This window comes from Kitasatospora sp. NPDC004723 (assembly GCF_040609255.1).
Taxonomy (GTDB): Bacteria; Actinomycetota; Actinomycetes; order Streptomycetales; family Streptomycetaceae; genus Kitasatospora.
The window spans coordinates 90,240-112,144 of record NZ_JBEXJT010000010.1; the positions used below are offsets into that span (position 1 = coordinate 90,240).

Genomic DNA, 21,905 nt, shown 5'->3' on the forward strand with positions numbered 1-21,905 from the left:
GCCTCCGTCAGTGCGCGGATCCGCTGAGCTGGAGGCCGATGACCCCGGCGATGACCAGGGAGATCGAGACGAGTTTGAGCACCGAGGTGGACTCGCCGAGGAAGATCATGCCGTAGATGGCGGTGCCGGCCGCGCCGATGCCGGTCCACACCGCGTAGGCGGGGCCGACCGGGAGGGTCTTCAGGGAGAGGGTCAGCAGGCCGAAGCTGCCGAGGGCGAAGACGCAGAAGCTGATGGTGGGCCAGAGCTTGGTGAAGCCCTCGCTGAGCTTGAGGTTGATCGCGAAGCCGGTCTCCAGGAAACCGGCCAGGATCACCAGGGCCCATGCCATCGCGTGCTCTCCCTGTCGGTCGGCGGACCGGGCGGCGCGGCCGGTCGGTGGGACCGGTCGGCCGGCCGGGCCGTGATCCGGCCCGACTTTCCTATGATCACCAGGAGAGGGCGCCGTGACACCTCGAATGCGGAAACCGCCCGGCGCCGGCCGTCAGTCGCCCTCGCGGGCCTCCTTGCTGGCCAGCAGGCGGCGCAGCGAGTAGAGCCTGGCGGGGTCGGCGTGCCCGTCGGCCACCCAGGCGTCCAGCGCGCAGTCCGGCTCGTCGTGGCTGCACGCGCGCGGGCAGCCCTCGGTGCCGGGCTCCAGGTCGGGGAAGGCGTGGATGACCCGGGACGGGTCGATGTGCGACAGGCCGAAGGAGCGGAAGCCGGGCGTGTCGATCACCCAGCCCGCGTCCAGTGCCTTCTTCGAGCCGGGCTTGGCGCCGGGCGGCGGCGGCAGTCGCAGCGCGAGCGCGGAGACGGTGGTGTGCCGGCCGCGGCCGGTGACGGCGTTGACCCGGCCGGTGATCCGCTGCCGCTCCGGGACGAGGGCGTTGACCAGGGTGGTCTTGCCGACGCCGGAGTGGCCGATGAACACGGTGCGCAGGCCGCGCAGGTGCGCGCGGACGGCCTCGGCGCCGGTGGTCTCCAGCTCGTCGCGGCGGGTGACGACGTACTGGATGCCCAGCGGCGCGTAGGACTCCAGCAGCGGTTCGGCGGGGGCCAGGTCGGCCTTGGTGAGGACGAGCAGCGGCTCCATGCCCGCGTCGTAGGCGGCGACCAGGCAGCGGTCGATCAGCCGGGGCCGCGGCTCCGGGTCGGCCAGCGCGGTGACGATGGCGAGCTGCTCGGCGTTGGCGACGACGATCCGCTCGTAGGGGTCGTCGTCGTCCGCGGTGCGCCGCAGCACCGAGGTGCGCTCCTCGACCCGCACGATCCGGGCCAGGGTGTCGGTGTCCCCGGAGAGGTCGCCGACCAGGGAGACGGTGTCGCCGACGACCACGCCCTTGCGGCCCAGCTCGCGGGCCTTCATGGCGACGACCTCGTGCTCCTGCTTGGTGCCCGGGTCGACCAGGCAGGTCAGCCGGCCGCGGTCGATGGTGAGCACCATCGCCTCGGCGGCGTCCTCGTGTTTGGGCCGGATCCGGGTCCGCGGCCGGGAGCCCCGGCGCGCGGGGCGGTTGCGGATGTCGTCCTCGTCGGCGTCCTTGCCGTAGCGGCGCATGTGCCCAGTCCCCCGCTCAGCCGCCCGCCACCGGTCCGGCGAGCAGTTCGTCCCACATGGCGGGGAAGTCCGGCAGGGTCTTGGCGGTGGTGGCCACGTTCTCCACCTGGACGCCGGGCACGGCGAGGCCGATCACCGCGGCGGCGGTGGCCAGGCGGTGGTCCTCGTAGGTGTGGAAGACGCCGCCGGTGAGCTTGCGCGGGCGGATCCGCAGGCCGTCCTCGGTCTCGCTGACGTCGCCGCCGAGGCCGTTGATCTCCTTGGCGAGGGCGGCCAGCCGGTCGGTCTCGTGCAGCCGCAGGTGGGCGATGCCGTAGAGGTGGGACTCGGAGTCGGCGAGGGCGGCGACCGCGGCGATCACCGGGGTGAGCTCGCCGACGTCGTGCAGGTCGGCCTCGATGCCGTGGATCCGGCCGGTGCCGGTGAAGCGCAGGCCCTCGTCGGTGAAGGCGCAGCTGCCGCCCATCCGGGTGTAGAGGTCGCGCAGCTGGTCGCCGGGCTGGGTGGTGTGCTTCGGCCAGTCGCGGACGGTGACCCGGCCGCCGGCGACCAGGGCGGCGGCGAAGAACGGCGCGGCGTTGGAGAGGTCGGGCTCGACGACCAGGTCGCGGCCGAGCAGGGCGCCGGGGGTGACCCGCCAGACGTCCTTCTCGCCGCCGTCCTCGGGGGCGTCGACCTGGACGCCGGCCAGGCGCAGCATGTCGACGGTCATCCGGATGTGCGGCAGCGAGGGGACGGGGCCGCCGACGTGCCGGACCTCGACGCCGTTGTTGTAGCGGGCGCTGGAGAGCAGCAGCGCGGAGACGAACTGGGAGGAGGCGGAGGCGTCGAGCTCGACGGTGCCGCCGTCGAGGGCGCCGGTGCCGTGCACGGTGAGCGGGAAGGTGCCGCGTCCGCCGTCCTCGATCCGGGCGCCGAGCGCGCGCAGGGCGTCGATGACGCCGTGCTGGGGGCGCTCGTGGCTGCGCGGGTCGCCGTCGAAGTGGACCGGGCCGTCGGCGAGGACGGCGAGCGGGGGCAGGAAGCGCATGACCGTGCCGGCGTTGCCGACGTCGACCGAGGCGGGGCCGCGCAGCACGGGGGCGGGGATGACCCGCCAGGCCTCGCCGCCGCCGGTGCCGCCGGTGTCGTTGTTGACCTGCTCCTCGATGGTGACGCCGAGGGCGCGCAGGCCGTCGGCCATCAGCTGGGAGTCGCGGCTGCGCAGCGGGCGGCGCACCCAGCCGGGACCGTCGGCCAGTGCGGCCAGCAGCAGGGCGCGGTTGGTGACCGACTTGGAGCCGGGGATGGTGACGGTGGCGTCCACGGGGGTGGTCGCGACGGGGGCGGGCCACAGGGTCTCGGTCATGGGCCAAGTCTAGGGGCCGTACGGGAACCGTCCTGTTACCCGAGGGTGCGGTCCGCGGGCCCCGACCGGCCCCGACCGGCCCCGGTCGGTCACAGCGGGCTCAGCAGCCAGCTCGCGCCGAGGGCGAGGCAGACGAGGGCGGTGACCAGGAAGAGGGTGATCCAGGCGAGGCCGGGGATGCCGGTGAGCCGGGCGAGCTGGTCGGCGTCGGAGTCGTGCGCCTCGCCGTGCCGGCGCTGGCGCTGGAGTTCGAGGACCGGGCGGACGGCGCCGAGCAGCAGGAACCAGGTGCCGAGGTAGGCGAAGCCCGCCTGGACGCCGGGGGAGCCGAACCAGGAGACCAGGAAGAAGGCGCCGCCGGCGAGCAGCACGGTGAACAGGCCGAAGGCGTTGCGGATCCGGACGAGCAGGGCGAGCAGCAGGGCGACGGCGAGCCACAGCAGCAGGGTGATCCGGTCGGCGGCGAGCAGGGCGGCGCAGCCGAGGCCGAGCAGGGCGGGGGTGGTGTAGCCGGCGGCGAGGGTGAGCAGCATGCCGGGGCCGGTGGCGCGGCCGTAGGAGAGGGTGAGGCCGGAGGTGTCGGAGTGCAGCCGGATGCCGGCGAGCCTGCGGCGGGTGGCGAGGGCGGCGAGGCCGTGGCCGCCCTCGTGGGCGATGGTGACGGCGTTGCGGGCGATCCGCCACAGCGGGCGGGCGAGGACGGTGAGCAGGGCGGTGGCGCCGGTGGCGAGGGCGAGCCAGCCGGGCGGGTCGGGCTGGGGGCCGGTGACGGCGGTCCACAGCTCGTCGAGGGTCCTGGCGTCCATGGTTCTCCTCCGCCTCGGTTCGGCCGCTTCCTGCGCACGGCAGCCTGCCATGGGGAGGACGGCGGGCCCGGGGCGGGTGGTTCTGCGGGCGGGCGGGGGCCCGGGGCGGGCGGGGCCGTGGCAAGCTGACGGTATGTGTGGTCGCTTCGCCGCGAGTACCCGGCCCGAGTCCGTCGTCGAGCTGTTCGGCGTCGAGCAGTGGGACCCGGCCGAGACGCTGGACCCGAGCTGGAACGTCGCGCCGACGCAGAGCGCCTTCGTGGTGCTGGAGCGCCTGGCGAAGGGGGCGCCCGCGCCGGTGCGCCAGCTGCGGGTGCTGCGCTGGGGGCTGGTGCCGCAGTGGGCGGGCTCGCCGGAGGCGGCGGTGAAGATGATCAACGCCCGGGCGGACACGGTGCACGAGAAGCCGTCGTACCGGCAGGCGTTCGCCGCGCGCCGGTGCGTCGTGCCGGTGGACGGCTACTACGAGTGGCAGACCGTGCCGGGGGAGCGGGGCCGGGCGCGCAAGAAGCCGTTCTTCGTCTCCCGGGCGGACGGCGCTCCGCTGGCGCTGGCGGGCCTGTACGAGTTCTGGCGCAACCGGGCGGTGCCCTCGGACCATCCGGAGGGCTGGCTGGTGACGTTCACGATCGTGACGACCGAGGCCGAGGAGCTGCTGGCGCCGATCCACGAGCGGATGCCGCTGTTCCTGGACCCGGGATCGTTCGACGCCTGGCTGGACCCGGGGCTGGACGACGGCGGGTCCGAGGAGCTGCGGCGGCTGCTGGTACCGCCGCCGCCGGGCGCGCTGCGGGTGACGCCGGTGTCGCCGGACGTCGGCAGCATCCGCAACGACCACGCCGGGCTCACCGCGCCGTACACCGAGGCCGAGTACGAGACGACCCTGTTCTGACGACCCTGTTGTGACGACCGCCGTCGCGCACCACCGAGAGGACCGCCGCCGTGACCGCCGTGAAATCGGCCCCCGTGACCACCGAGTCGGTGACCACGCCCGCCGGGGAGGCCCGGATCACCCTGCACCCGGCGTCCGCGCCGCGGGCGGTGCTGGCCCTGGGGCACGGCGCCGGCGGTGGGATCGAGGCACGCGACCTGGCGGCGCTGGCCGCCGCCCTGCCGGCCCGCGGGGTGTCGGTGGCGCTGGTCGAGCAGCCCTGGCGGGTGGCGGGGCGCAAGGTGGCGCCGGCGCCGAAGACCCTGGACGCGGGCTGGGTGCCGGTGGCCGGGCGGCTGGCCGGGGCGGGTCTGCCGCTGCTGGTGGGCGGGCGCAGTGCCGGGGCGCGGGTGGCCTGCCGGACCGGGGCGGAGAGCGGGGCGGTGGGCGTGGTGGCGCTGGCGTTCCCGCTGCACCCGCCGGGCCGTCCGGAGCGCAGCCGGGCCGAGGAGCTGCTGGGGTCGGGGCTGCCGACGCTGGTGGTGCAGGGGGCGGCGGATCCGTTCGGCGGGCCCGCGGAGTTCCCGGAGCTGCCGGACTCGCACGAGCTGGTGGCGCTGCCGGTCGGCAACCACGGCTTCGAGGTGCCGAAGCGGGCGGCGGTGGGGCAGCGGGAGCTGCTGGACCTGATCGTCTCGGCGGTCGGTGACTGGGTGCTGCGGGTGGTGTGAGACCGGTCACCGGGGCCCGGGAATGCGGGCGGGGCCCGCGTGGTTGTGACGGTCGTCAGTTGGCGTCCCGGTGGAAGGCAGGGCAGATGGGTTCGATCGCGTGCCCCGAGCGACCGGACGAGCGCGAGGCCTTCGCGCTGTCCTGGCCGGAGTGGCCGGCGGCGGGCGAGAAGCCCGTCGGCCCGATATCCTCGCTTTCGGGGCGGCCCGCCGTGGGCCGTGTCCGTCATGCCGAGGAGGTGGGTCCGGTCGTCGGGACCGAGCACGAGGCCGAGCCGGGCCGGGGCCCGGAGGAGGGCCGGCCCGCGGGCGAGGCGCTCACCGGTGAGGAGCTGGCCGAGGCGATCGGTGAGGACACCTTCCGGGTGTCGGCGGAGGAGAGCGAGGAGGCCCGGCGGGAGCGCTTCGAGCGCGACGCCCTGGGCTACCTGGACCCGATGTACTCGGCCGCCCTGCGGATGACCCGCAACCCGGCCGACGCGGAGGACCTCCTGCAGGAGGCGTTCGCGAAGGCGTACGCGTCGTTCCACCAGTTCCGCGAGGGCACCAACCTCAAGGCGTGGCTGTACCGCATCCTCACCAACACCTTCATCAACTCGTACCGCAAGAAGCAGCGGGAGCCGCAGCGCACCGCCGCCGAGGAGATCGAGGACTGGCAGCTGGCCCGGGCCGAGTCGCACATGTCGACGGGTCTGCGCTCGGCGGAGACCCAGGCCCTGGACCACCTCCCGGACAGCGATGTGAAGGACGCCCTCCAGGCCATCCCGGAGGAGTTCCGCATCGCCGTCTATCTCGCGGACGTAGAGGGCTTTGCGTACAAGGAGATCGCGGACATCATGGGTACTCCCATCGGTACGGTGATGTCCCGGCTGCACCGCGGCCGCCGTCAGTTGCGCGGCATGCTGGAGGATTACGCCCGTGAGCGCGGGCTGGTCCCGGCCGGCAGCGGGGCAGGGCAGGAAGCGAAGGGCTCGGGCTCATGAGCTGCGGCGATCCGCACGACACCGAGTGTGGCGAGGTCCTCGACCACCTCTACGAATTCCTCGACAACGAGATGGCCGAGGGCGACTGCGTCAAGCTGCGCGTGCACTTCGAGGAGTGCTCGCCCTGCCTGAAGCAGTACGGACTGGAGCAGGCGATCAAGGCGCTGATCAAGCGTTCCTGCGGCTGCGACGACACCCCGGCCGACCTGCGCGGCAAGGTGCTGGCCAGGATCGACTCGATCCGGGCCGGGCAGCGGTCGGGCGAGGCGGTGGTGGTCGCGGTCGAGACGACGGTCGAGGTGCACGCCGAGTCGGCCGGTGAGCCCGCCGGTCCGGGCCGTGCCGCGGAGGCGGCGGCCGGAACCTGAGGCGCGGCGGACGGCGCACACCGGACGATGTGGACGTGAACGGCCCCGGGAGCGGATGCTCCCGGGGCCGTCGTCTGTCCGCGTCCCCGGCGGCCCTGGCACACCGTCACTCGTTCGGGTGAGTTGGCGGTGTGCCAGCAGCGGCATTGCGCGATCACGCGTCCCGGCGCGGGAGCGGCGTCCTATCCTCCTGACGGACGCTCACCGCCGCCCGTACGCCGCCGCCTCGGCGAGCGCGGGCGGCCGGCGGCCCGGGACGGCGGGCCAGGGCGACGCGGGCCGGCACGCGGGGAGGTCGATATCACCATCGCTACCGACAGTGGAGACGCGGACCTGCCGCCGGGCGCGGCGCGCTACCTGGTGGCCGTGCCGGCGGTGGCGCTGTGCTGCCTGTTGCCGCTGCTGCCGTTACCGGCCCCGGTGCCCGGGGCGCACTGGCTGGGTGCCCCGGTGGACTGGCCGAAGGTCGGGCTGCTGGCCTTCCTGCACACCTGCTGGGAGTCGCTCGCCCAGGGCCTGTCGACGCCCTGCCTGCGGTTGGCGTGGCTGCTGCTGCGCCGTCCGCCGCTGCGACCGCGCCGGCCGGTGCGGCCCGGAGTCAACGCCTTCTTCCCGGTGCTGTTCGCCGGGGTGCTGATGCTGCCGCCGGCCGCCGCCGGGCTGGTGGCCGTCCCGGCCGCGCTGCTCGGGGCCGCCGAGTCGGAGGGCCGGCGGCGCCAGGCGTGGAACGGCGCGCAGCTCGCGCTGTCCGCCTTCGCCGCCTCGGCGGTGTTCCACCTGCTGGCCGGTCCACAGCTGCTGCTCGGCTCCCGGTTCCCGGCCGCGCTGCTGCCCGCGTTTGCCGCGCTCGGGGCGTTCTGCCTGGTCAACGGTGTTCTGGTGGGCGGCATGCGGGTGCTGGCGGAGGGCCGGCGGCCGGCCGAGCTGCTGCGCGACGCGTCCGCCGCCGCATGGGTGCCGGTGCTGCTGCACGCGGCGGGCGGGCTGATGCTCGCCGTGCTGTGGCAGGGCCCGTACGGCGCGTTCGCGGCGCTGCTGGCCCTGCTGCCGCTGTCCGTCTCGGCGTGGGTGTTCGCCCAGGGGCACCGGGAGCGCGACGCCCACCAGGCGACCGTCCGGGCGCTGGTCCAGGCGGTGGAGATCAAGGACGCCTACACCCGGGGCCACAGCGAACGGGTCGGCCGGGCGGCGGTGCTGATCGCCGATCAGCTGGGCATGGAGGCCGAGCGGCTGCGCACCCTGCGCTACGCGGGCATCCTGCACGACGTCGGCAAACTCGGCGTCGCCACCGAGCTGCTGCGCAGAAACGGTCCCCTGACCGAGGCGGAGCGCCGGGCCGTCGAGGTGCACCCGGTGCACGGGTACGAGCTGGTGCGCGGGATCGCCTTCCTCGGCGAGGCGCACGCCGGGATCCTGCACCACCACGAGCGGATGGACGGCCGCGGCTACCCGGCCGGGCTGGCCGGCGAGCAGATCCCCGAGTTCGCCCGGATCATCTCGGTCGCCGACGCCTTCGACTCGATGACCTCCACCCGGTCCTACCGGCGCGGCCGGCCGGTCACCGAGGCGGTCGCCGAGCTGGAGCGCTGCTCGGGCAGCCAGTTCGACCCGGTGATGGTGCGGGCGCTGGTGGACGCGCTGGCCGTGCACGACTGGCAGCCGGTGCTGCCGCCCCCGGACTGCATCACGGCGGTGCCGGACATCCCGCTCGGCGTGCCCGAACCGGCGCCCCGGGCGGCCCCGCGCGGGGTGCCCGCCCAGGGTGGCGGCGTGCCGACGACCGGGCCCTCATGAGCACCCGGCACGGTGAGCGGTCGGGCGGTGAGCGGCCGGGCGGCGCGAAGCCGGGCGCGTCGGCCGCACCGGGAGGCGCGCGCCGGAAGCCGGGCGCCGGGCGTGCGGGTGCGCGGCTGGGGTGCGCCGGCGCGGTGTGCGCCGTGCACGGTGCGGCGCTCGCGCTGCTGGCGGCGTCCCTCGGGGCGGTGGCGGTGCGCGGTCCGGCCGAGCCGGGGGTGGCGCTGGCCTTCACCGCGCTGATCGCCCTCGGCGAGTGTGTGCGGATCACTCTTCCGGGCGACCGCGAGCAGGCGCCGATCGGGGCGGCGGGCGCGCTGGCGTACGCGCTGCTCGGGCCGCTGCGCGGGCTGCCGGCCGGGCCCGGGGTGCTCCAGGTGGTGGCGGTGACCGGCGTCGGCCTGCTGCTGGCGCTGCTGCCGGCGGCGGGCCGGGCGGCGGCCGGTGCGCGAGGGTCCGGGCGGTCCGGGCCGGCGCCGTGGCACGAGCGGGCCCGGCGGGACGGTGCGGCGCGCCGGCTGCTCGGGGCGGGCTTCGCGGCCGCCGTGTTCCAGCCGCTCTACAACAGCGGTGTGGTCGACCGGTTCTCCGCCGACGGCCCGGCGTACGGCGCGTTCCTGACGGCGGTGGCCGCGCTGGCCACGCTCTGCGACGCGGTGCTGGCGGCGCTGCTGCGGCGGGCCCGCGGCGGGCTGCGGTTCCCGGCGGCGCTGGAGGACGAGCTGCGCTCGCTGTTCGGGGTCGGTACGGCGATCGCCGCCACCGGCATGCTGGTGAGCCTCGCCGCCGGGGAGGTCGGGCTGTGGGCGCTGCCGCTGTTCTGCGCGCCGCTGCTGCTGGCCCAGGTGTCGTTCCGGCGGGCGGCGGCGGTGCGGGCCACCACTGGGCAGACCATCGCCAGCCTGGCCAAGGCCACCGAGGTGGCCGGGTACACGCCGCCGGGGCACGCCCGCCGGGTCGCCGACACGGCGTGCGCGGTCGGCCGCGAGCTGGGTCTCGGCACCCGTGAGCTGGCGCTGCTGGAGTACGCGGCGCTGATGCACGACGTCGGGCAGCTGTCGCTGGTGGAGCCGGTGCCGGACGGGGCGACGGCGCTGCTGCCGGACGAGGAGCAGCAGCGGATCGCCCGGCTGGGCAGCGAGGTGATCCGGCGCACCGGGGTGCCGCGGCGGGTGGCCGAGCAGGTCGCCCGGCTGGCCGACCCGTTCCCCGGGCCGGACGGCGGCGGGCGCCCGGTGCCGCTGGCGGCGCGGATCATCCGGGTGGCGAACGCGCACGACGACCTGCTCACGGCGGCCCGGGGGCGCGGCGTGGGGGAGGCGGTGGGCCGGCTGGAGGTGCTGGAGGCGCTGCGGCTGGAGCGGGGGCGGGTGTACGACGCGAGGGTGGTGGACGCGCTGGTGCGGGTGCGCGGCTGAGCGCGCGCCCCCGGCTCCGGCGCCCGCGGCGGGGCCGGGCCGCGGGGCGTCCGGGGTTGAGGGGCCGGGGCCGGACGGGCAGGCTGGGGGAGGGGCCGGAAACGGGCCGGGACGGAACCGGGCAACCCCGGCGGTGGGGAGCGCGGGCGGCGGCCGTCGTGGTTGGATGCGGTCGTAGCGTGGAAAACCGACCCGGGACACCGGGCCCGTGACGCGGGAGCGGTCGCGGGACTTGAGCGGACGACGACGGCAGGGACGAACGTGAGGATCTTCCACCGGGCACGGCACCGGCCGTCCGCCACCTGGCGGCAGACGACCGACCGGGCTTTCACGCTGATCGGCGACGGCCGCTACGAGGACGCCAGCGCCCTGCTGGTGATGGCGGCCGACCTGGAGCCGTGGCTGTCGGACTCGTGGTTCAACCTGGCGCTGCTGCACAAGTTCCGCCGCGACTGGGAGCAGGCCCGGGCGGCCGGGCTGCGGGCGGTGGCGCTGCTGGACCGCGAGCAGGGCGCCCCGGACTGGTGGAACCTCGGCATCACCGCGACCGCGCTGCAGGACTGGCCGCTGGCCCGCCGGGCCTGGCAGGCGTACGGGCTGAAGCTGCCCGGTGGCCCGGGCGGGCGCGAGGAGGGGCCGGTCAGCCTGGACCTCGGGACCACCCCGGTGCGGCTCTCCCCGGACGGCGAGTCCGAGGTGGTGTGGGGCCGCCGGCTGGACCCGGCCCGGATCGAGGTGCTGTCGATCCCGCTGCCGTCCTCCGGCCGCCGCTGGGGCGAGGTGGTGCTGCACGACGGCGCCCCGCACGGCGAGCGGGTCACCGACGGGGTCGCCTACCCGGTGTTCGACGAGATCGAGCTGTGGGCGCCGTCCCCGGTGCCGACGTACGTGGTCCTGCTGCAGGCGGCGACCGAGGCGGACCGGGACGCGCTGGAGCGGCTGGTCGCGGACGCCGGCTACGCGGCGGAGGACTGGACGTCCTCGGTGCGGCTGCTGTGCCGGGCCTGCTCGGAGAGCCGGATGGCCTCGGACGACGGGCACACCGCCCACCACGACCCGCACGACGACGGGGACGCCGCGCACCCCGGCCACCTCAGCCACCTGAGCCCGGGCGCGGGCGGGATGTCCTGGCTGGCCGAGCGCGAGTGCGGGATCGCCGCCCCGGCGCACCTGGTGCGGGTGCTGCTGGACCGCTGGGCCGCCGCGTCGCCGGGAAGCCGGGCCTACCGGGATCTCGAAGAGGTCTGCTGAGCGCGCTGAGTACCCTGGTGCGGTACGCGTAGGCCTAGGGAAGCGGAAGACATGGCGGAGCAGGACCAGCACGAGCACGACGAGACCCCGAAGGTGGTCGGCGAGCAGCCGGACCTCTCCAAGGGCACGGCGCGCCCGATCACCGTCTACGGCAACCCCGTGCTGCACCGCGAGGTGAAGGACGTGACGGCCTTCGACGGCGAGCTGTCCGCGCTGATCGACGACATGTTCCAGTCGATGTACGCGGCGGAGGGCGTGGGCCTGGCCGCCAACCAGATCGGCGTGGACCTCAAGGTCTTCGTCTACGACTGCCCGGACGACGAGGGCGTGCGGCACATCGGCCACGTGGTCAACCCGGTGCTGGAGGAGTTCCCGAAGGACCGCAAGCGGGTGCTGGACGACGGCAACGAGGGCTGCCTGTCGGTGCCGACCGCCTACGCCGAGCTGCCCCGCCCGGACTACGCGGCGGTGACCGGCCAGGACAAGGACGGCAACCCGATCCGGGTCGAGGGCACCGGCTTCTTCGCCCGCTGCCTGCAGCACGAGACCGACCACCTGTTCGGCTTCCTCTACATCGACAAGCTGTCGAAGCGGGACCGCAAGGACGCCCTGCGGCAGATGGCCGAGGGCACCGCGCGCTACGCGACCGTCCTGAACGACTGACGCCGCCCGGAAGCTGACGGAGGGCCGGTGAGCAGCAGCTCACCGGCCCTCCGGCGTGTCCGGCAGGTGTCCGGGGTCAGCCGCGGGAGCGGGCGGTGGAGTCCCGGGCGACCAGGACGGGGGTGAACAGGTAGTCCCGGGCCCGGCCGCCGTGGCCCTCCAGCTGGCGCCAGAGCGCGTCGGCGACGGCGGCGCCCATCTCGTCGATCGGCTGGCGGACGGTGGTGAGCGGCGGGTTGCTGTGGGCGGCGAGGTAGCAGTCGTCGTAGCCGATCACCGAGAGGTCGCCGGGGACGCTGCGGCCGGCCTCGCGGGCGGCCTGGACCACGCCGAGGGCCATCAGGTCGCTGCCGGCGATCACGGCGGTGACGTCCGCGTCGAGCAGTTGGCGGGCGGCCGCCGCGCCGCCGGCGATGGAGTAGGCGGACTCGGCGTACCAGTCGGCGGGCGGCTCCCCGCCGAGCAGCTCGCGCATCGCCCGCCGGTAGCCGTCCAGGCGGTTGAGCGAGGGGCGCAGATAGCCCTGGCCGCCGGCCAGGCCGATCCGGCGGTGGCCGAGTTCGCGCAGGTGGGCGACGGCGATCCGGGCGCCGAGCGCCTCGTCGGTGGCGACGGTGGGGACGGCCAGGCCCTCCACCCGGCCGCTGACCAGCACCATCGGGATGCCGCGCTCGTGCAGCAGCCGGTAGAAGCCGTGGTCGGCGTTCGGGTTGGCGTGCCGTCCGGAGACCAGGACCAGGCCGGAGACGCCCTTGCGGAGCAGGACGTCGATGTAGCCGAGTTCGGCGGTGCCCTGGCGGGTGGAGGTGCCGACCACGGCGGTGAGGCCGTGCTTGGCGAGCTGCACCTCGATCGCGGAGGCGAGCAGCGGGAAGACCGGGTTGTCGAGTTCGGGGACGACGATGCCGATCAGCGCGCCCTGGTGCGGGTCGTAGCCCTGGTCGGGCTGCCAGCCGAGCTCCCGCATGGCCTCGGCGACCTTCACCTTGGTGTCGTCGGAGACGCCCGGCCGGTCGTTGATCACCCTGCTCACCGAGGCGGCGCTGACGCCCGCCCGGGCGGCGATGTCGCGCAGTGACGGGCCGCTCAATTGGTCCTCCGGTCTGGTCCGGCCTGCATCTTACAAAGCCCGGTGCGACAGGTCGCGCACCAGGATGAAACGATCTTAGCAACATATTGCGCAACAGTTTCATCGCCGTTACGGTTCCCTCGTCGGCCCCGATAAGCGGAATGCCGTCATCCGTTAGCCTGTCCACCCGCCCCGAGGAGCCCCATGGACCCGGCCAGCAGCCACCGCCTCGCCGCCCGCCACCAGCCGCACCACGACGGGTCCGCGCGCTACGTCGGCGACCTCGCCCCGCGCCTCGGGCAGCCCGTCGACCTGCTGGTCCGGGTGCCCGCCGGGCAGGAGGTCGAGCGGGTCTTCCTGCGCTCCGTCCCGGACGGCGAACCGCACTTCACGGCCGCCGTCGTCGATCGCGTCGACGACACCGGGACCACCTGGTGGCGGGCCGCCCTGGAGATGGTCAACCCGGAGATGAACTACCGGTTCTGGCTGCACACCCCGGACGGCGGGCGCTGGCTCACCGCCGCCGGCCTGCACGACCACGACCTGCCGGACGCCACCGACTTCCGCCTCACCACCCACCCCGCGCCGCCCGCCTGGGCCGCGGACGCGGTGGTCTACCAGATCTTCCCGGACCGCTACCACCGCTCCGGCGACTCCCCGCTCGCCGCCTGGGCCGGCCCGGCCGACTGGGACACCCCGCTGCGCACCGGCGACGCGGAGGCCCTCCAGCAGATGTACGGCGGCGACCTCTGGGGCGTGGTACGCAAGATCGACCACATCCAGCGGCTCGGCGCCACGGTGATCTACCTGACCCCGTTCTTCGAGGGCCGCTCCAACCACCGCTACGACGCCGTCTCCTTCGACCGGGTCGATCCGGCGCTCGGCGGCGACGAGGCGCTGATCGCCCTCACCACCGAGGCGCACCGGCGCGGCATCAGGGTGATCGGCGACATCACCCTCAACCACTCCGGCGACCAGCACGCCTGGTTCCGCACCGCGCAGTCCGACCCGGCGAGCCCCGAGGCCGGCTTCTACTTCTTCGGCGACGGCGGACCGGACGACTACGCGACCTTCCTCGGTGTGCGCACCCTGCCGACCCTCGACCACCGCTCCGCCGAGCTGCGCCGCCGCCTCTACGAGGGCCCCGACTCGGTGATCGCCAAGTACCTCGGCGCGCCCTTCCACCTGGACGGCTGGCGGGTCGACGTGGCGCAGATGGCCGGCCGGCGCGGCGACGTCGAGCTCAACCACCTGGTCGCCACCACCACCGCGGCCACCGTCCGGGCCGTCAACCCCGACGCCGTCCTGCTCGCCGAGCACCAGCACGACGCCTCGCTCGCCCTGGCCGGCGACGGCTGGCAGGGCACCATGAGCTACGCCGGCTTCACCCGGCCGGTCTGGAGCTGGCTGGTCGAGAAGCACGACCAGAAGGACTTCTGGGCCGTCCCCGGGCCGATCCCCGACTACGACGCCGCCCGGGTGCGCGCCACCATGACGGCCTTCGGCGCCGCGCTGCCCTGGCGCAGCCGCGCCCACAACCTGACCCTGCTGGACTCGCACGACACCGCCCGGTTCCGGACCTTCGCCGGCCCGGAGCGGCAACTGCTCGGCGCGGCCCTGCTGTTCACCCTGCCCGGCATCCCCATGGTGTTCTCCGGCGACGAGGTCGGGGTGCTGGGCGAGGGCCTGGAGGAGGGCCGCAAGCCGTTCCCCTGGGACGAGTCCGCCTGGGACCAGCAGACCTGGCGCACCTACCGGGACCTGGTCCGGCTGCGCCGCAGCCACAGCGCGCTGACCGGCGGCGGGCTGCGCTGGCTGGTCGCCGAGGGCGACGTCCTGCTGTTCGAGCGGGAGGACGAGCGGGAGCGGATCCTGGTGCAGATCAGCCGGGCCGACCACCCGCCGGTGGCGGGGGAGTGGCACGCCACCCACCTGCTCGGCGGCCCGCAGCTGGTCCCCGGCCGCGACCTGCCCAACCAGGGCCCGGCCGTGCACGTCTGGTCGGTGGCCCGATGAGCGCCGACACCGCCTGGGCCGGCGCGTCCGGAGGGACCGCCCGGCGCGGCGAGCCCGCCGTGCGCCGGGGTCGGATCGAACGGATCCCCGGCTTCCGTTCCGAGGTGCTGGGCAACGAACGGGACCTGCTGGTCCACCTGCCGCCCGGCTACGACGACCGGCCGGACGCCGACTACCCGGTGCTCTACCTGCACGACGGCCAGCAGGTCTTCGACCAGGGGCAGCAGCCCACCTGGGCGGTGGACCGGACGCTGGAGGCGCTGTACGCGCAGGGGCTGATCCCCGAGCTGATCGCGGTCGCCGTGCCCAACGCCGGCGCCGACCGGGGCGTCGAGTACTCCCACGTCGCCGAGTACTGGCGCACCCCCGGCACCCCGCTGAAGGGCCACCGCTACGAGGCCTTCCTGACCGACGAGGTCAAGCCCTTCGTCGACGCCCGCTACCGGACCAGGACCGGCCCGGAGCACACCGCGCTGATGGGCTCCTCGATGGGCGGCCTGGTCACGTACCACATCGCCTTCCGCCGCCCCGAGGTCTTCGGCCTGGCCGCCGTCCTCTCCCCGTTCCTCACCCACGTCGACCCGGAGAGCCTCGGCGAACGCGTGGTGCACGAGCGCTACCGGCGGCGCGGGCCGCGGCGGATCTGGCTGGACATCGGCGGCCGGGAGGGGCTGATCATGGCCAGGCCCGCCCGCGAACTGGCCGGCCGGCTGGTCGACGAGGCCGGCTACACCTCCGGCGCCGACCTGCTCTACTACGAGGACCCGGCCGCGCCGCACCACGAGAACGCCTGGCGCCCGCGCGCCCGGCACGCGCTGCTGCACCTGTTCGGCGCGCCCTCCCCGGTGCGCTCGCTCACCGTCGAGCCGCGGATCCTGCTGGCGCCCGGCGAGACCTGGAGCGCCGTCAACCCGGTCGTGGTCCGCGCCGACGGCGTGCGGTACACCGCGCTGGAGGCCGGCTACCGGGTCGAGCGGCCCGGGGTGGCGGCCGTCTCGCCGCACGGCGGACTGCGCCCGCTGGCCGCCGGGTGCACGGCGGTCACCGTCCGGGCCCACGGGCTGACGGCGCGCACCGAGGTCGCGGTCGACCCGGAGCTGCCGGCCCGCCCGGTGCTGGAGGTCACCGTGACCGTCCCGCCCGGCACCCCCGACGACGCCCCGGTGATGTTCGGCCCGCTGCCCTGCGCTCCGGCCGGTCCCGGCCGGTTCCGCGGACGGATCGCCGTCCCGCGCGGCACCGGCTTCGACGGCGGCGTCTCGCGCGGCTGGGGCCTGGACGCCGTCGACGCCGACGGCCGGCGGGTGCTGCACCCGCTGCGGGTCGACCGCGACACCCGGCTCGACCTCACCGTCGAGCGCTGGTACCGGCCGGCGGACGGTATCTGACCCCCGCCCCCGCGACCCCCACCCCCCGCGACCCACCACCGCACCCCTCCCGGACGAAGGAGTCTCGGACCATGCGCCACCGGATCCCCCGCCCCCGCAGAACCGCCGCACTCGGCCTGCTCGCCCTGCTGGTCACGGCCTGCGGCGGCACCTCGCCCTCCGCGGCCCCCGCGCCCGCCGGCGGCACCGCCGCCGCAGACGGGCCGATGACCGCCCCACCGATCGCCGCCGACGGGGGCGACCTGGTGATCTGGGCCCAGACCCAGCAGGCCGCCGCCCTGCAGCCGCTCGCCGACCGCTTCGGCAAGGAGCACGGCGTCAAGGTCACCGTCGCCCCGCAGTCCGTCAACACCCAGCAGGCGTACGTCACGGCCACCAACGCCGGCAAGGGCCCCGACCTCGTGGTCGGCGCCTCCGACTGGCTCGGCAACCTGGTGCAGAACGGCACGGTCGCCCCCGTCCCGCTGACCGCGCAGCAGAAGGCGCTGTTCCAGCCCACCGCCCTGGCGGCCGTGGCCCAGGGCGGCCAGCAGTACGGCGTGCCGTACGCGACCGAGACCCTGGTGCTGTTCCGCAACACCGAACTGGCCCCGGCCGCCCCCGCCACCTTCGAGGACCTGGCCGGCACCGCCCAGGACGCCGTCCGGGCCGGGAAGGCCGAGGTCCCGCTGGCGCTGCCGATCGGCCAGCAGGGCAACGCCTACGCCCTGCAGCCGCTGTTCACCTCGGCCGGCGGCTACCTGTTCGGCGGGAAGCCGGACGGCGGCTGGGACACCGCGGACCTCGGGGTCGGCGGCCCCGGCTCGATCGCGGCCGGCGAGCTGTTCAAGCAGTACGGGGAGAAGGGCGCCGGGCTGTTCAACCGCTCGGTGGACACCAACGCCATCTCGCTGTTCACCGGGCGCAAGTCGCCCTACCTGGTGGCCGGGCCGTGGGCGCTCGGGCAGGTCAAGCAGGCCGGCCTGCCGTACGCGATCTCCCCGGTGCCCGGCTGGGCCGGCAAGGAGCAGGCCCGTCCCTTCATCGGCGTGCAGGCGTTCTACCTCTCCGCCAAGGCGAAGAACCAGCCGCTGGCCCAGGAGTTCCTGCTGCGCGCGATCGGCTCGGAAGAGGGCCAGCTGGCGCTCTACCAGGCCTCGCCGGAGCCGCCCGCGCTGACCTCCGCCCTCGCCAAGGTCTCGGCCGGCGACCCGGACATCGGCGCCTTCGCGGCCGCGGGCGAGGCGGGGCAGCCGCTGCCGACCATCCCCGCGATGAACGCGATCTGGGGACCGCTCGGCCAGGCCGAGGCGAGCATCGTGGCCGGCGCCGACCCGGCGGAGACCATGCGCCAGGCCGGCGAGGCCATCCGCGCCGCCCTCGGCGCCGGCCACTGACACACTCCCCGGCGCCCCGCGCCCCTCCCGGACGGACCAGGGACCACCCCCATGACCTCCCCCACCCTTCAGGACAGCAGGCGTCCGGCCCGCCCCGCCGACGCCCCGATCCGCCCGCCCCGTCGGGCCGGCGCACTGACCGCGCAGCTGGTGAAGCTCGCCCTGCTGTCCGGGGTCGCCGCACTCGCCCTGTTCGCCGCGCCCAAGCTCTACGGGGCCGGCCACTGGGCCGGCCTCGGCGTCCTCGCCGCCGGGACCGGGGCCACCTTCTGGATCTACCTCTCGCCGCGCCGGCTCGCCGCCAAGTACCTGCTGCCGGCCACCGTGCTCTTCCTGGCCTTCGTGGTCTACCCCGTGCTCCACATCGTCGCGGTCTCCTTCACCGACTACGGGGACGGGCACCTGCTCACCAAGGACCAGGCCGTCCGCACCCTGGTCGACAACTCGGTGGAGCCCGTCCCCGACGGCCCCTCGTACACGCTCACCGTCGCTACCGAGCCGGCCGGCGGCCCGCTCGTCCTGCTGCTCACCGACCCGGCGACCGGCCGGACCGAGGCCGGTACCGCCCACGGCCTGGCCCCCGCCCCGGCCGGGACGGCGACCGCGCCCGACGGCCGGGTGACCACCGCGCCGGGCCTGCGGATCCTCACCCCGGGCCAGGTCAACGGCCGCGCCCAGGAGCTGAAGGACCTGAGGGTCCCGGTGGACGGCGGCTTCGTGGTCGGCCAGGGACTCTCCTCGGCCACCACCGCCCGGCCCACCCTGGTGCACGACGCCCGGGCCGACACCCTCACCGACACCCGCACCGGCACCGTCTACCGCTCCGGGGACGGCCGGTTCACCGCCGACGACGGCTCCGGACGGACCCTGCCCACCGGCTGGCACCGCACCGTCGGCTTCGCCAACTTCACCGCCGTGCTCACCAGCCCGGCCGTGCGCGGCCCCTTCCTCGGCGTGCTCGCCTGGACCTTCGGCTTCGCCGCGCTCTCCACCGGCGCCTCCTTCGCGCTCGGCCTCGGCCTCGCCTTCACCCTGCACCACCCGCGGCTGCGCGGGCAGCGGGCCTACCGCTCGCTGCTGCTGCTGCCGTACGCGATGCCCGCGTTCATCGGCATCCTGATCTGGCAGAGCATGTACAACCGGGACTTCGGGCTGCTCAACCAGCTGCTGCACACCCGGATCGACTGGCTCGGCGACACCTGGAGCGCGCGCTTCGCGGTCGTCCTGACCAGCCTGTGGCTGGGCTTCCCCAACATGCTGCTGATCTGCACCGGGGTGCTGCAATCGATGCCCGCCGAGCTGAACGAAGCCGCGCGGATCGACGGCGCCGGGCCGTGGACGGCCTTCCGGGCGGTGACCTTCCCGCTGCTGCTGGTGGCCGCCTCGCCCGTGCTGATCTCCTCCTTCGCCTTCAACTTCAACAACTTCAACGCCGTCCAACTGCTCACCGGCGGCGGCCCGTTCGACGGCGCCGGCGGGACGGCCGGCTCCACCGACATCCTGATCAGCTACACCTACCGGGTGGCCTTCGGCGGGCAGGGCGCCCAGTACGGCTTCGCCGCCGCCCTGTCGATCTTCATCTTCCTGCTGGTCGGCCTGATCACCCTGGTGGGCTTCCGCCGCACCCGGGCCCTTGAGGAGCTGAACGCATGACCACCACCGCCCGATGGCTGCGCCGGTTCGGCTGGCGGCACCTGGTCGCCGTCCTCGCCGTCTGCTTCGCGCTCCTCCCGCTGCTCTTCGTGTTCTCCGCCGCGCTCAACCCGCTCGGTACCCTGCAGTCCTCCACGCTGCTGCCCGAGCACGCCTCGTTCGCCAACTTCACCGCGCTGTTCACCGACGAGCAGTACCCGTTCGGCCGCTGGCTGCTCAACACGGCGCTGATCTGCGGCAGCTTCGCCGTGCTCAACGTGCTGCTCGGGGTCTGCTCGGCGTACGCGTTCTCCCGCTTCCGCTTCCGCGGCCGGCGGGTGGGGCTGCTCACCGTCCTGCTGGCCCAGATGTTCCCGCAGTTCCTCGCGGTCGTCTCGCTCTACCTGCTGTTCGCCGGGATCGGCGACGTGCTGCCGGTGATCGGCCTGGACACGCCCTGGGGACTGCTGCTGGTCTACCTGGGCGGGGCGATGGGCGTGAACACCTGGCTGATGAAGGGGTACCTGGACACCATTCCGAAGGAGATCGACGAGGCCGCCAAGATGGACGGGGCCGGGCACGCGCAGATCTTCTTCCGGATCATCCTGCCGCTGGCCGCGCCGATGCTGGTGGTGGTCGGGATCCTCTCGCTGACCACCGCGCTCAACGACGTCATCCTGGCGGGCATCTTCCTGACCTCCAACGAGTCCAAGACGGTGGCGGTCGGCCTCTACGGGATCATCTCCGGCCAGCAGGACCAGAACTACGGCCTCTTCGCGGCCGGGGCGCTGGTCACCTCGCTGCCGGTGATCCTGGTCTACCAGTTCCTCCAGCGCTACCTCGCCCAGGGCCTCACCGCCGGCTCGGTCAAGGGCTGAGCCGGCGGCGGGCCCGCGGCGTCAGCCGGTGACGAACAGCCACTCCGGGCCGTAGGTGAAGCGGGGGTCGACGGGCAGCTTGATGCTGTTGATCTTCTGGGCGGTGCCGCGCAGCTGCCCCATCAGGCCGATGGCCGGGAAGATGTCCGCCCCGGTGGGGCCCCAGGCGGCCTCCAGGGCGCGCAGCATGTCGCTGTACTGCTGGTTGAAGGTGTGCAGGAGGGCGGCGGTGGGCGCGTCGGGCGCGTTGGGGGAGCCGGCCCAGCCGCCCTGGGGGACCCGGCCGACCGGGAAGGTGTCCGGCAGGGGCACGTCGGCGCCGATGAAGTCGAACTTCCCCGTCTGCTCGTCGAGGACGAACTTCTTGCCGACGGCGATCTCCTTGAACGCGTAGTAGTGGGCGAGTTCGCCCGGAGCACCGGGGAAGGGGTTCTCGGGGGAGGTGGTGGTGCCCTCGCCCTGGGCCTGGATGACGTGGATGGCGGCCAGGACGTCGCCGAGGGCGTTCATCGGGACGATGTCGTTGCCGGCCCCGTGGCTCGACCCGAGGGGGAAGCTCACCTGCTGCCGGCCGGTGAGCAGGTGGGCGAACTTGGGGAAGACGTCGGCGATCCGCTGGTAGAAGGCGCCGATGGTGTTGCCGTCCGCGGCGAAGCCGAGCGGGTGCTCGGGCTTCTCGATGGCGGCGAACAGTGCGGCGGAGTCCCTGGTCAGCCCGCTGAGGAACACCTCGAGCCCGGGGTTGACGCCGCCGGGCAGCTCCCCGGGGTACTTGGGGACGGTGAGCGGGTCGGTGAGCACGACGGTGCCGCCGATGCTGGTGAGCATGTTGCAGACCAGCCCGAAGTGCGACATCTCGTCGAAGACGATCTCGCGGATGGTGTGCCGGACCGGCTTGGTGTTGTCCGGATCGGTGATCGACCACAGCGCGGTGGCGTACGGCGGGATGGTGGAGAGCTCCAGCATGATCGCCCGCTGCAGCGCGTCCTTGAGCTCCTGCTCGGTCCAGTCGTCCTCCGCGATGTTCATCAGCTGGACGATCGCGTCGCTCTCGTAGTCCAGAACCCCGATGGCCATGATGCGTCCCCTTTCGATCGCTCGTGGCCGGACCGTAGCCGCGAACCGATCGCACACGGACACATCCCCCCGGTGCGCCCCCCGCGTTCATCCGGACAGCCCCCGCTCCCTTTCCCCGCCCGGCGTTCACACCGGGCGGGGAGGCATCATCGGGTGGCGTTCTGCTCCTCAGGCGATGCGGCCGAGATGGATGACCACGATGGTCACTGTCTGCTCGGTGATTTCGTACATGACACGGTAGAGGCCGATGTGGATCCGGCGGAGGTCCGGTGAGCCGTAGGCGGTCGAGCCTGCCGGTCGAGGATTCGAGGCCAGCAGGTCGACTGCGTCCATGACCTGGCGAAGGCCGTCGGCGTCGTCCTTGAGGAACCGGGCGGCTGCGTTGATCGCCGGCTCATCCCAGGTGATCTGGTAGGTCACTCACGCTCCAGGCCGAGGATGGCGCGGACGTCCTCGTGCGGCACGTTGGTGGCCGTGCCGGAAGCCTGGCGGGCGCGATAGCGGGCGAGTGCGAGCTCGTCCTCCAGATCGGCCAGTTCCTGCGGATTGATGAGGACGGCAGCGGGCTGCCCATGGTCGGTGATGGTGATGCGTTCGCGGCTGTGGGAGGCACGGCGGACCAGAGTGCCGAATCTTGCTCGCGCCTCGGTGATGGGCAGAGTCTCACTCATGACAGAACTGTACACTTCACGCCGG

General features: G+C 74.3%; 21 protein-coding genes. 13 read left to right on the forward strand and 8 right to left on the reverse strand.

Annotated features, from left to right (window positions below):
• Window positions 1-7: 7 nt before the first annotated feature.
• The 4 genes from ABZW10_RS13920 to ABZW10_RS13935 all read right to left on the reverse strand — a co-directional run bounded on the left by ABZW10_RS13920 (window position 8) and on the right by ABZW10_RS13935 (window position 3,694).
• Complete coding sequence (locus ABZW10_RS13920) at window positions 8-331, reverse strand: multidrug efflux SMR transporter (RefSeq protein WP_355363811.1); 324 nt, start codon at window positions 329-331, stop codon at window positions 8-10.
• Between the two features lie 153 nt (window positions 332-484).
• Complete coding sequence (gene rsgA, locus ABZW10_RS13925; protein ID WP_355363814.1) at window positions 485-1,540, reverse strand: ribosome small subunit-dependent GTPase A; 1,056 nt, start codon at window positions 1,538-1,540, stop codon at window positions 485-487.
• 16 nt (window positions 1,541-1,556) lie between these two features.
• Entirely contained in the window at window positions 1,557-2,888 is a 1,332-nt protein-coding gene (gene aroA, locus ABZW10_RS13930) for a 3-phosphoshikimate 1-carboxyvinyltransferase (RefSeq protein ID WP_355363817.1), read from the reverse strand.
• An 89-nt stretch (window positions 2,889-2,977) separates the two neighbouring features.
• Window positions 2,978-3,694: a M50 family metallopeptidase gene (locus tag ABZW10_RS13935; RefSeq protein WP_355363820.1), complete on the reverse strand. Its 717-nt coding sequence runs from the start codon at window positions 3,692-3,694 to the stop codon at window positions 2,978-2,980.
• 133 nt (window positions 3,695-3,827) lie between these two features.
• Here ABZW10_RS13935 and ABZW10_RS13940 point away from each other — a divergent pair, with 133 nt between their 5' ends.
• From ABZW10_RS13940 to def, 8 genes are all read left to right on the forward strand, one after another.
• Entirely contained in the window at window positions 3,828-4,586 is a 759-nt protein-coding gene (locus tag ABZW10_RS13940) for an SOS response-associated peptidase (RefSeq protein WP_355363823.1), read from the forward strand.
• Window positions 4,587-4,660: 74 nt separating this feature from the next.
• Window positions 4,661-5,296, forward strand: coding sequence for an alpha/beta family hydrolase (locus ABZW10_RS13945; protein WP_355363825.1), 636 nt, complete (start codon window positions 4,661-4,663; stop codon window positions 5,294-5,296).
• Window positions 5,297-5,535: 239 nt separating this feature from the next.
• A complete protein-coding gene (locus ABZW10_RS13950; RefSeq protein WP_355364035.1) occupies window positions 5,536-6,279 on the forward strand; it encodes a sigma-70 family RNA polymerase sigma factor in 744 nt (247 codons plus the stop codon).
• A complete protein-coding gene (gene rsrA / locus ABZW10_RS13955; protein WP_355363828.1) occupies window positions 6,276-6,647 on the forward strand; it encodes a mycothiol system anti-sigma-R factor in 372 nt (123 codons plus the stop codon). Before ABZW10_RS13950 ends, rsrA begins: the two co-directional genes overlap by 4 nt.
• 366 nt (window positions 6,648-7,013) lie before the next feature.
• Entirely contained in the window at window positions 7,014-8,441 is a 1,428-nt protein-coding gene (locus ABZW10_RS13960; RefSeq protein ID WP_355363831.1) for an HD-GYP domain-containing protein, read from the forward strand.
• A 134-nt stretch (window positions 8,442-8,575) separates the two neighbouring features.
• Entirely contained in the window at window positions 8,576-9,859 is a 1,284-nt protein-coding gene (locus ABZW10_RS13965) for an HD domain-containing protein (RefSeq protein WP_355363834.1), read from the forward strand.
• Between the two features lie 261 nt (window positions 9,860-10,120).
• Complete coding sequence (locus ABZW10_RS13970; RefSeq protein WP_355363837.1) at window positions 10,121-11,110, forward strand: hypothetical protein; 990 nt, start codon at window positions 10,121-10,123, stop codon at window positions 11,108-11,110.
• A gap of 51 nt (window positions 11,111-11,161) precedes the next feature.
• Window positions 11,162-11,773, forward strand: coding sequence for a peptide deformylase (gene def / locus ABZW10_RS13975; protein ID WP_355363840.1), 612 nt, complete (start codon window positions 11,162-11,164; stop codon window positions 11,771-11,773).
• Between the two features lie 76 nt (window positions 11,774-11,849).
• Here the strand turns inward: def and ABZW10_RS13980 are convergent, their stop codons facing one another.
• Entirely contained in the window at window positions 11,850-12,863 is a 1,014-nt protein-coding gene (locus tag ABZW10_RS13980) for a LacI family DNA-binding transcriptional regulator (protein ID WP_355363843.1), read from the reverse strand.
• A gap of 183 nt (window positions 12,864-13,046) precedes the next feature.
• Between ABZW10_RS13980 and ABZW10_RS13985 the strand changes: the two genes are divergently transcribed.
• The 5 genes from ABZW10_RS13985 (at window position 13,047) to ABZW10_RS14005 (ending at window position 20,132) form a co-directional block, all read left to right on the forward strand.
• Window positions 13,047-14,858: a glycoside hydrolase family 13 protein gene (locus tag ABZW10_RS13985; protein WP_355363846.1), complete on the forward strand. Its 1,812-nt coding sequence runs from the start codon at window positions 13,047-13,049 to the stop codon at window positions 14,856-14,858.
• Window positions 14,855-16,246 (forward strand): alpha/beta hydrolase-fold protein, encoded by a 1,392-nt coding sequence (locus ABZW10_RS13990; RefSeq protein ID WP_355363849.1) that lies wholly within the window; start codon window positions 14,855-14,857, stop codon window positions 16,244-16,246. The genes ABZW10_RS13985 and ABZW10_RS13990 overlap by 4 nt, the downstream gene beginning before the upstream one ends.
• A gap of 71 nt (window positions 16,247-16,317) precedes the next feature.
• Window positions 16,318-17,622, forward strand: a complete 1,305-nt coding sequence (locus tag ABZW10_RS13995) for an extracellular solute-binding protein (protein WP_355363852.1) — start codon at window positions 16,318-16,320, stop codon at window positions 17,620-17,622.
• 51 nt (window positions 17,623-17,673) lie between these two features.
• Complete coding sequence (locus ABZW10_RS14000) at window positions 17,674-19,275, forward strand: ABC transporter permease subunit (RefSeq protein ID WP_355363855.1); 1,602 nt, start codon at window positions 17,674-17,676, stop codon at window positions 19,273-19,275.
• Window positions 19,272-20,132 carry a sugar ABC transporter permease gene (locus ABZW10_RS14005; RefSeq protein ID WP_355363858.1) on the forward strand — a complete coding sequence of 287 codons (861 nt, stop codon included), beginning with the start codon at window positions 19,272-19,274 and terminating at the stop codon, window positions 20,130-20,132. The genes ABZW10_RS14000 and ABZW10_RS14005 overlap by 4 nt, the downstream gene beginning before the upstream one ends.
• A 21-nt stretch (window positions 20,133-20,153) precedes the next feature.
• Here ABZW10_RS14005 and ABZW10_RS14010 read toward each other — a convergent pair whose 3' ends face one another.
• The 3 genes from ABZW10_RS14010 to ABZW10_RS14020 form a co-directional block, all read right to left on the reverse strand.
• Complete coding sequence (locus ABZW10_RS14010) at window positions 20,154-21,209, reverse strand: ferritin-like protein (RefSeq protein WP_355363861.1); 1,056 nt, start codon at window positions 21,207-21,209, stop codon at window positions 20,154-20,156.
• Window positions 21,210-21,377: 168 nt separating this feature from the next.
• Window positions 21,378-21,629, reverse strand: coding sequence for a type II toxin-antitoxin system RelE/ParE family toxin (locus ABZW10_RS14015; protein ID WP_355363864.1), 252 nt, complete (start codon window positions 21,627-21,629; stop codon window positions 21,378-21,380).
• Window positions 21,626-21,880 carry a type II toxin-antitoxin system Phd/YefM family antitoxin gene (locus ABZW10_RS14020; protein ID WP_355363867.1) on the reverse strand — a complete coding sequence of 85 codons (255 nt, stop codon included), beginning with the start codon at window positions 21,878-21,880 and terminating at the stop codon, window positions 21,626-21,628. Before ABZW10_RS14020 ends, ABZW10_RS14015 begins: the two co-directional genes overlap by 4 nt.
• Window positions 21,881-21,905 lie beyond the last annotated feature (25 nt).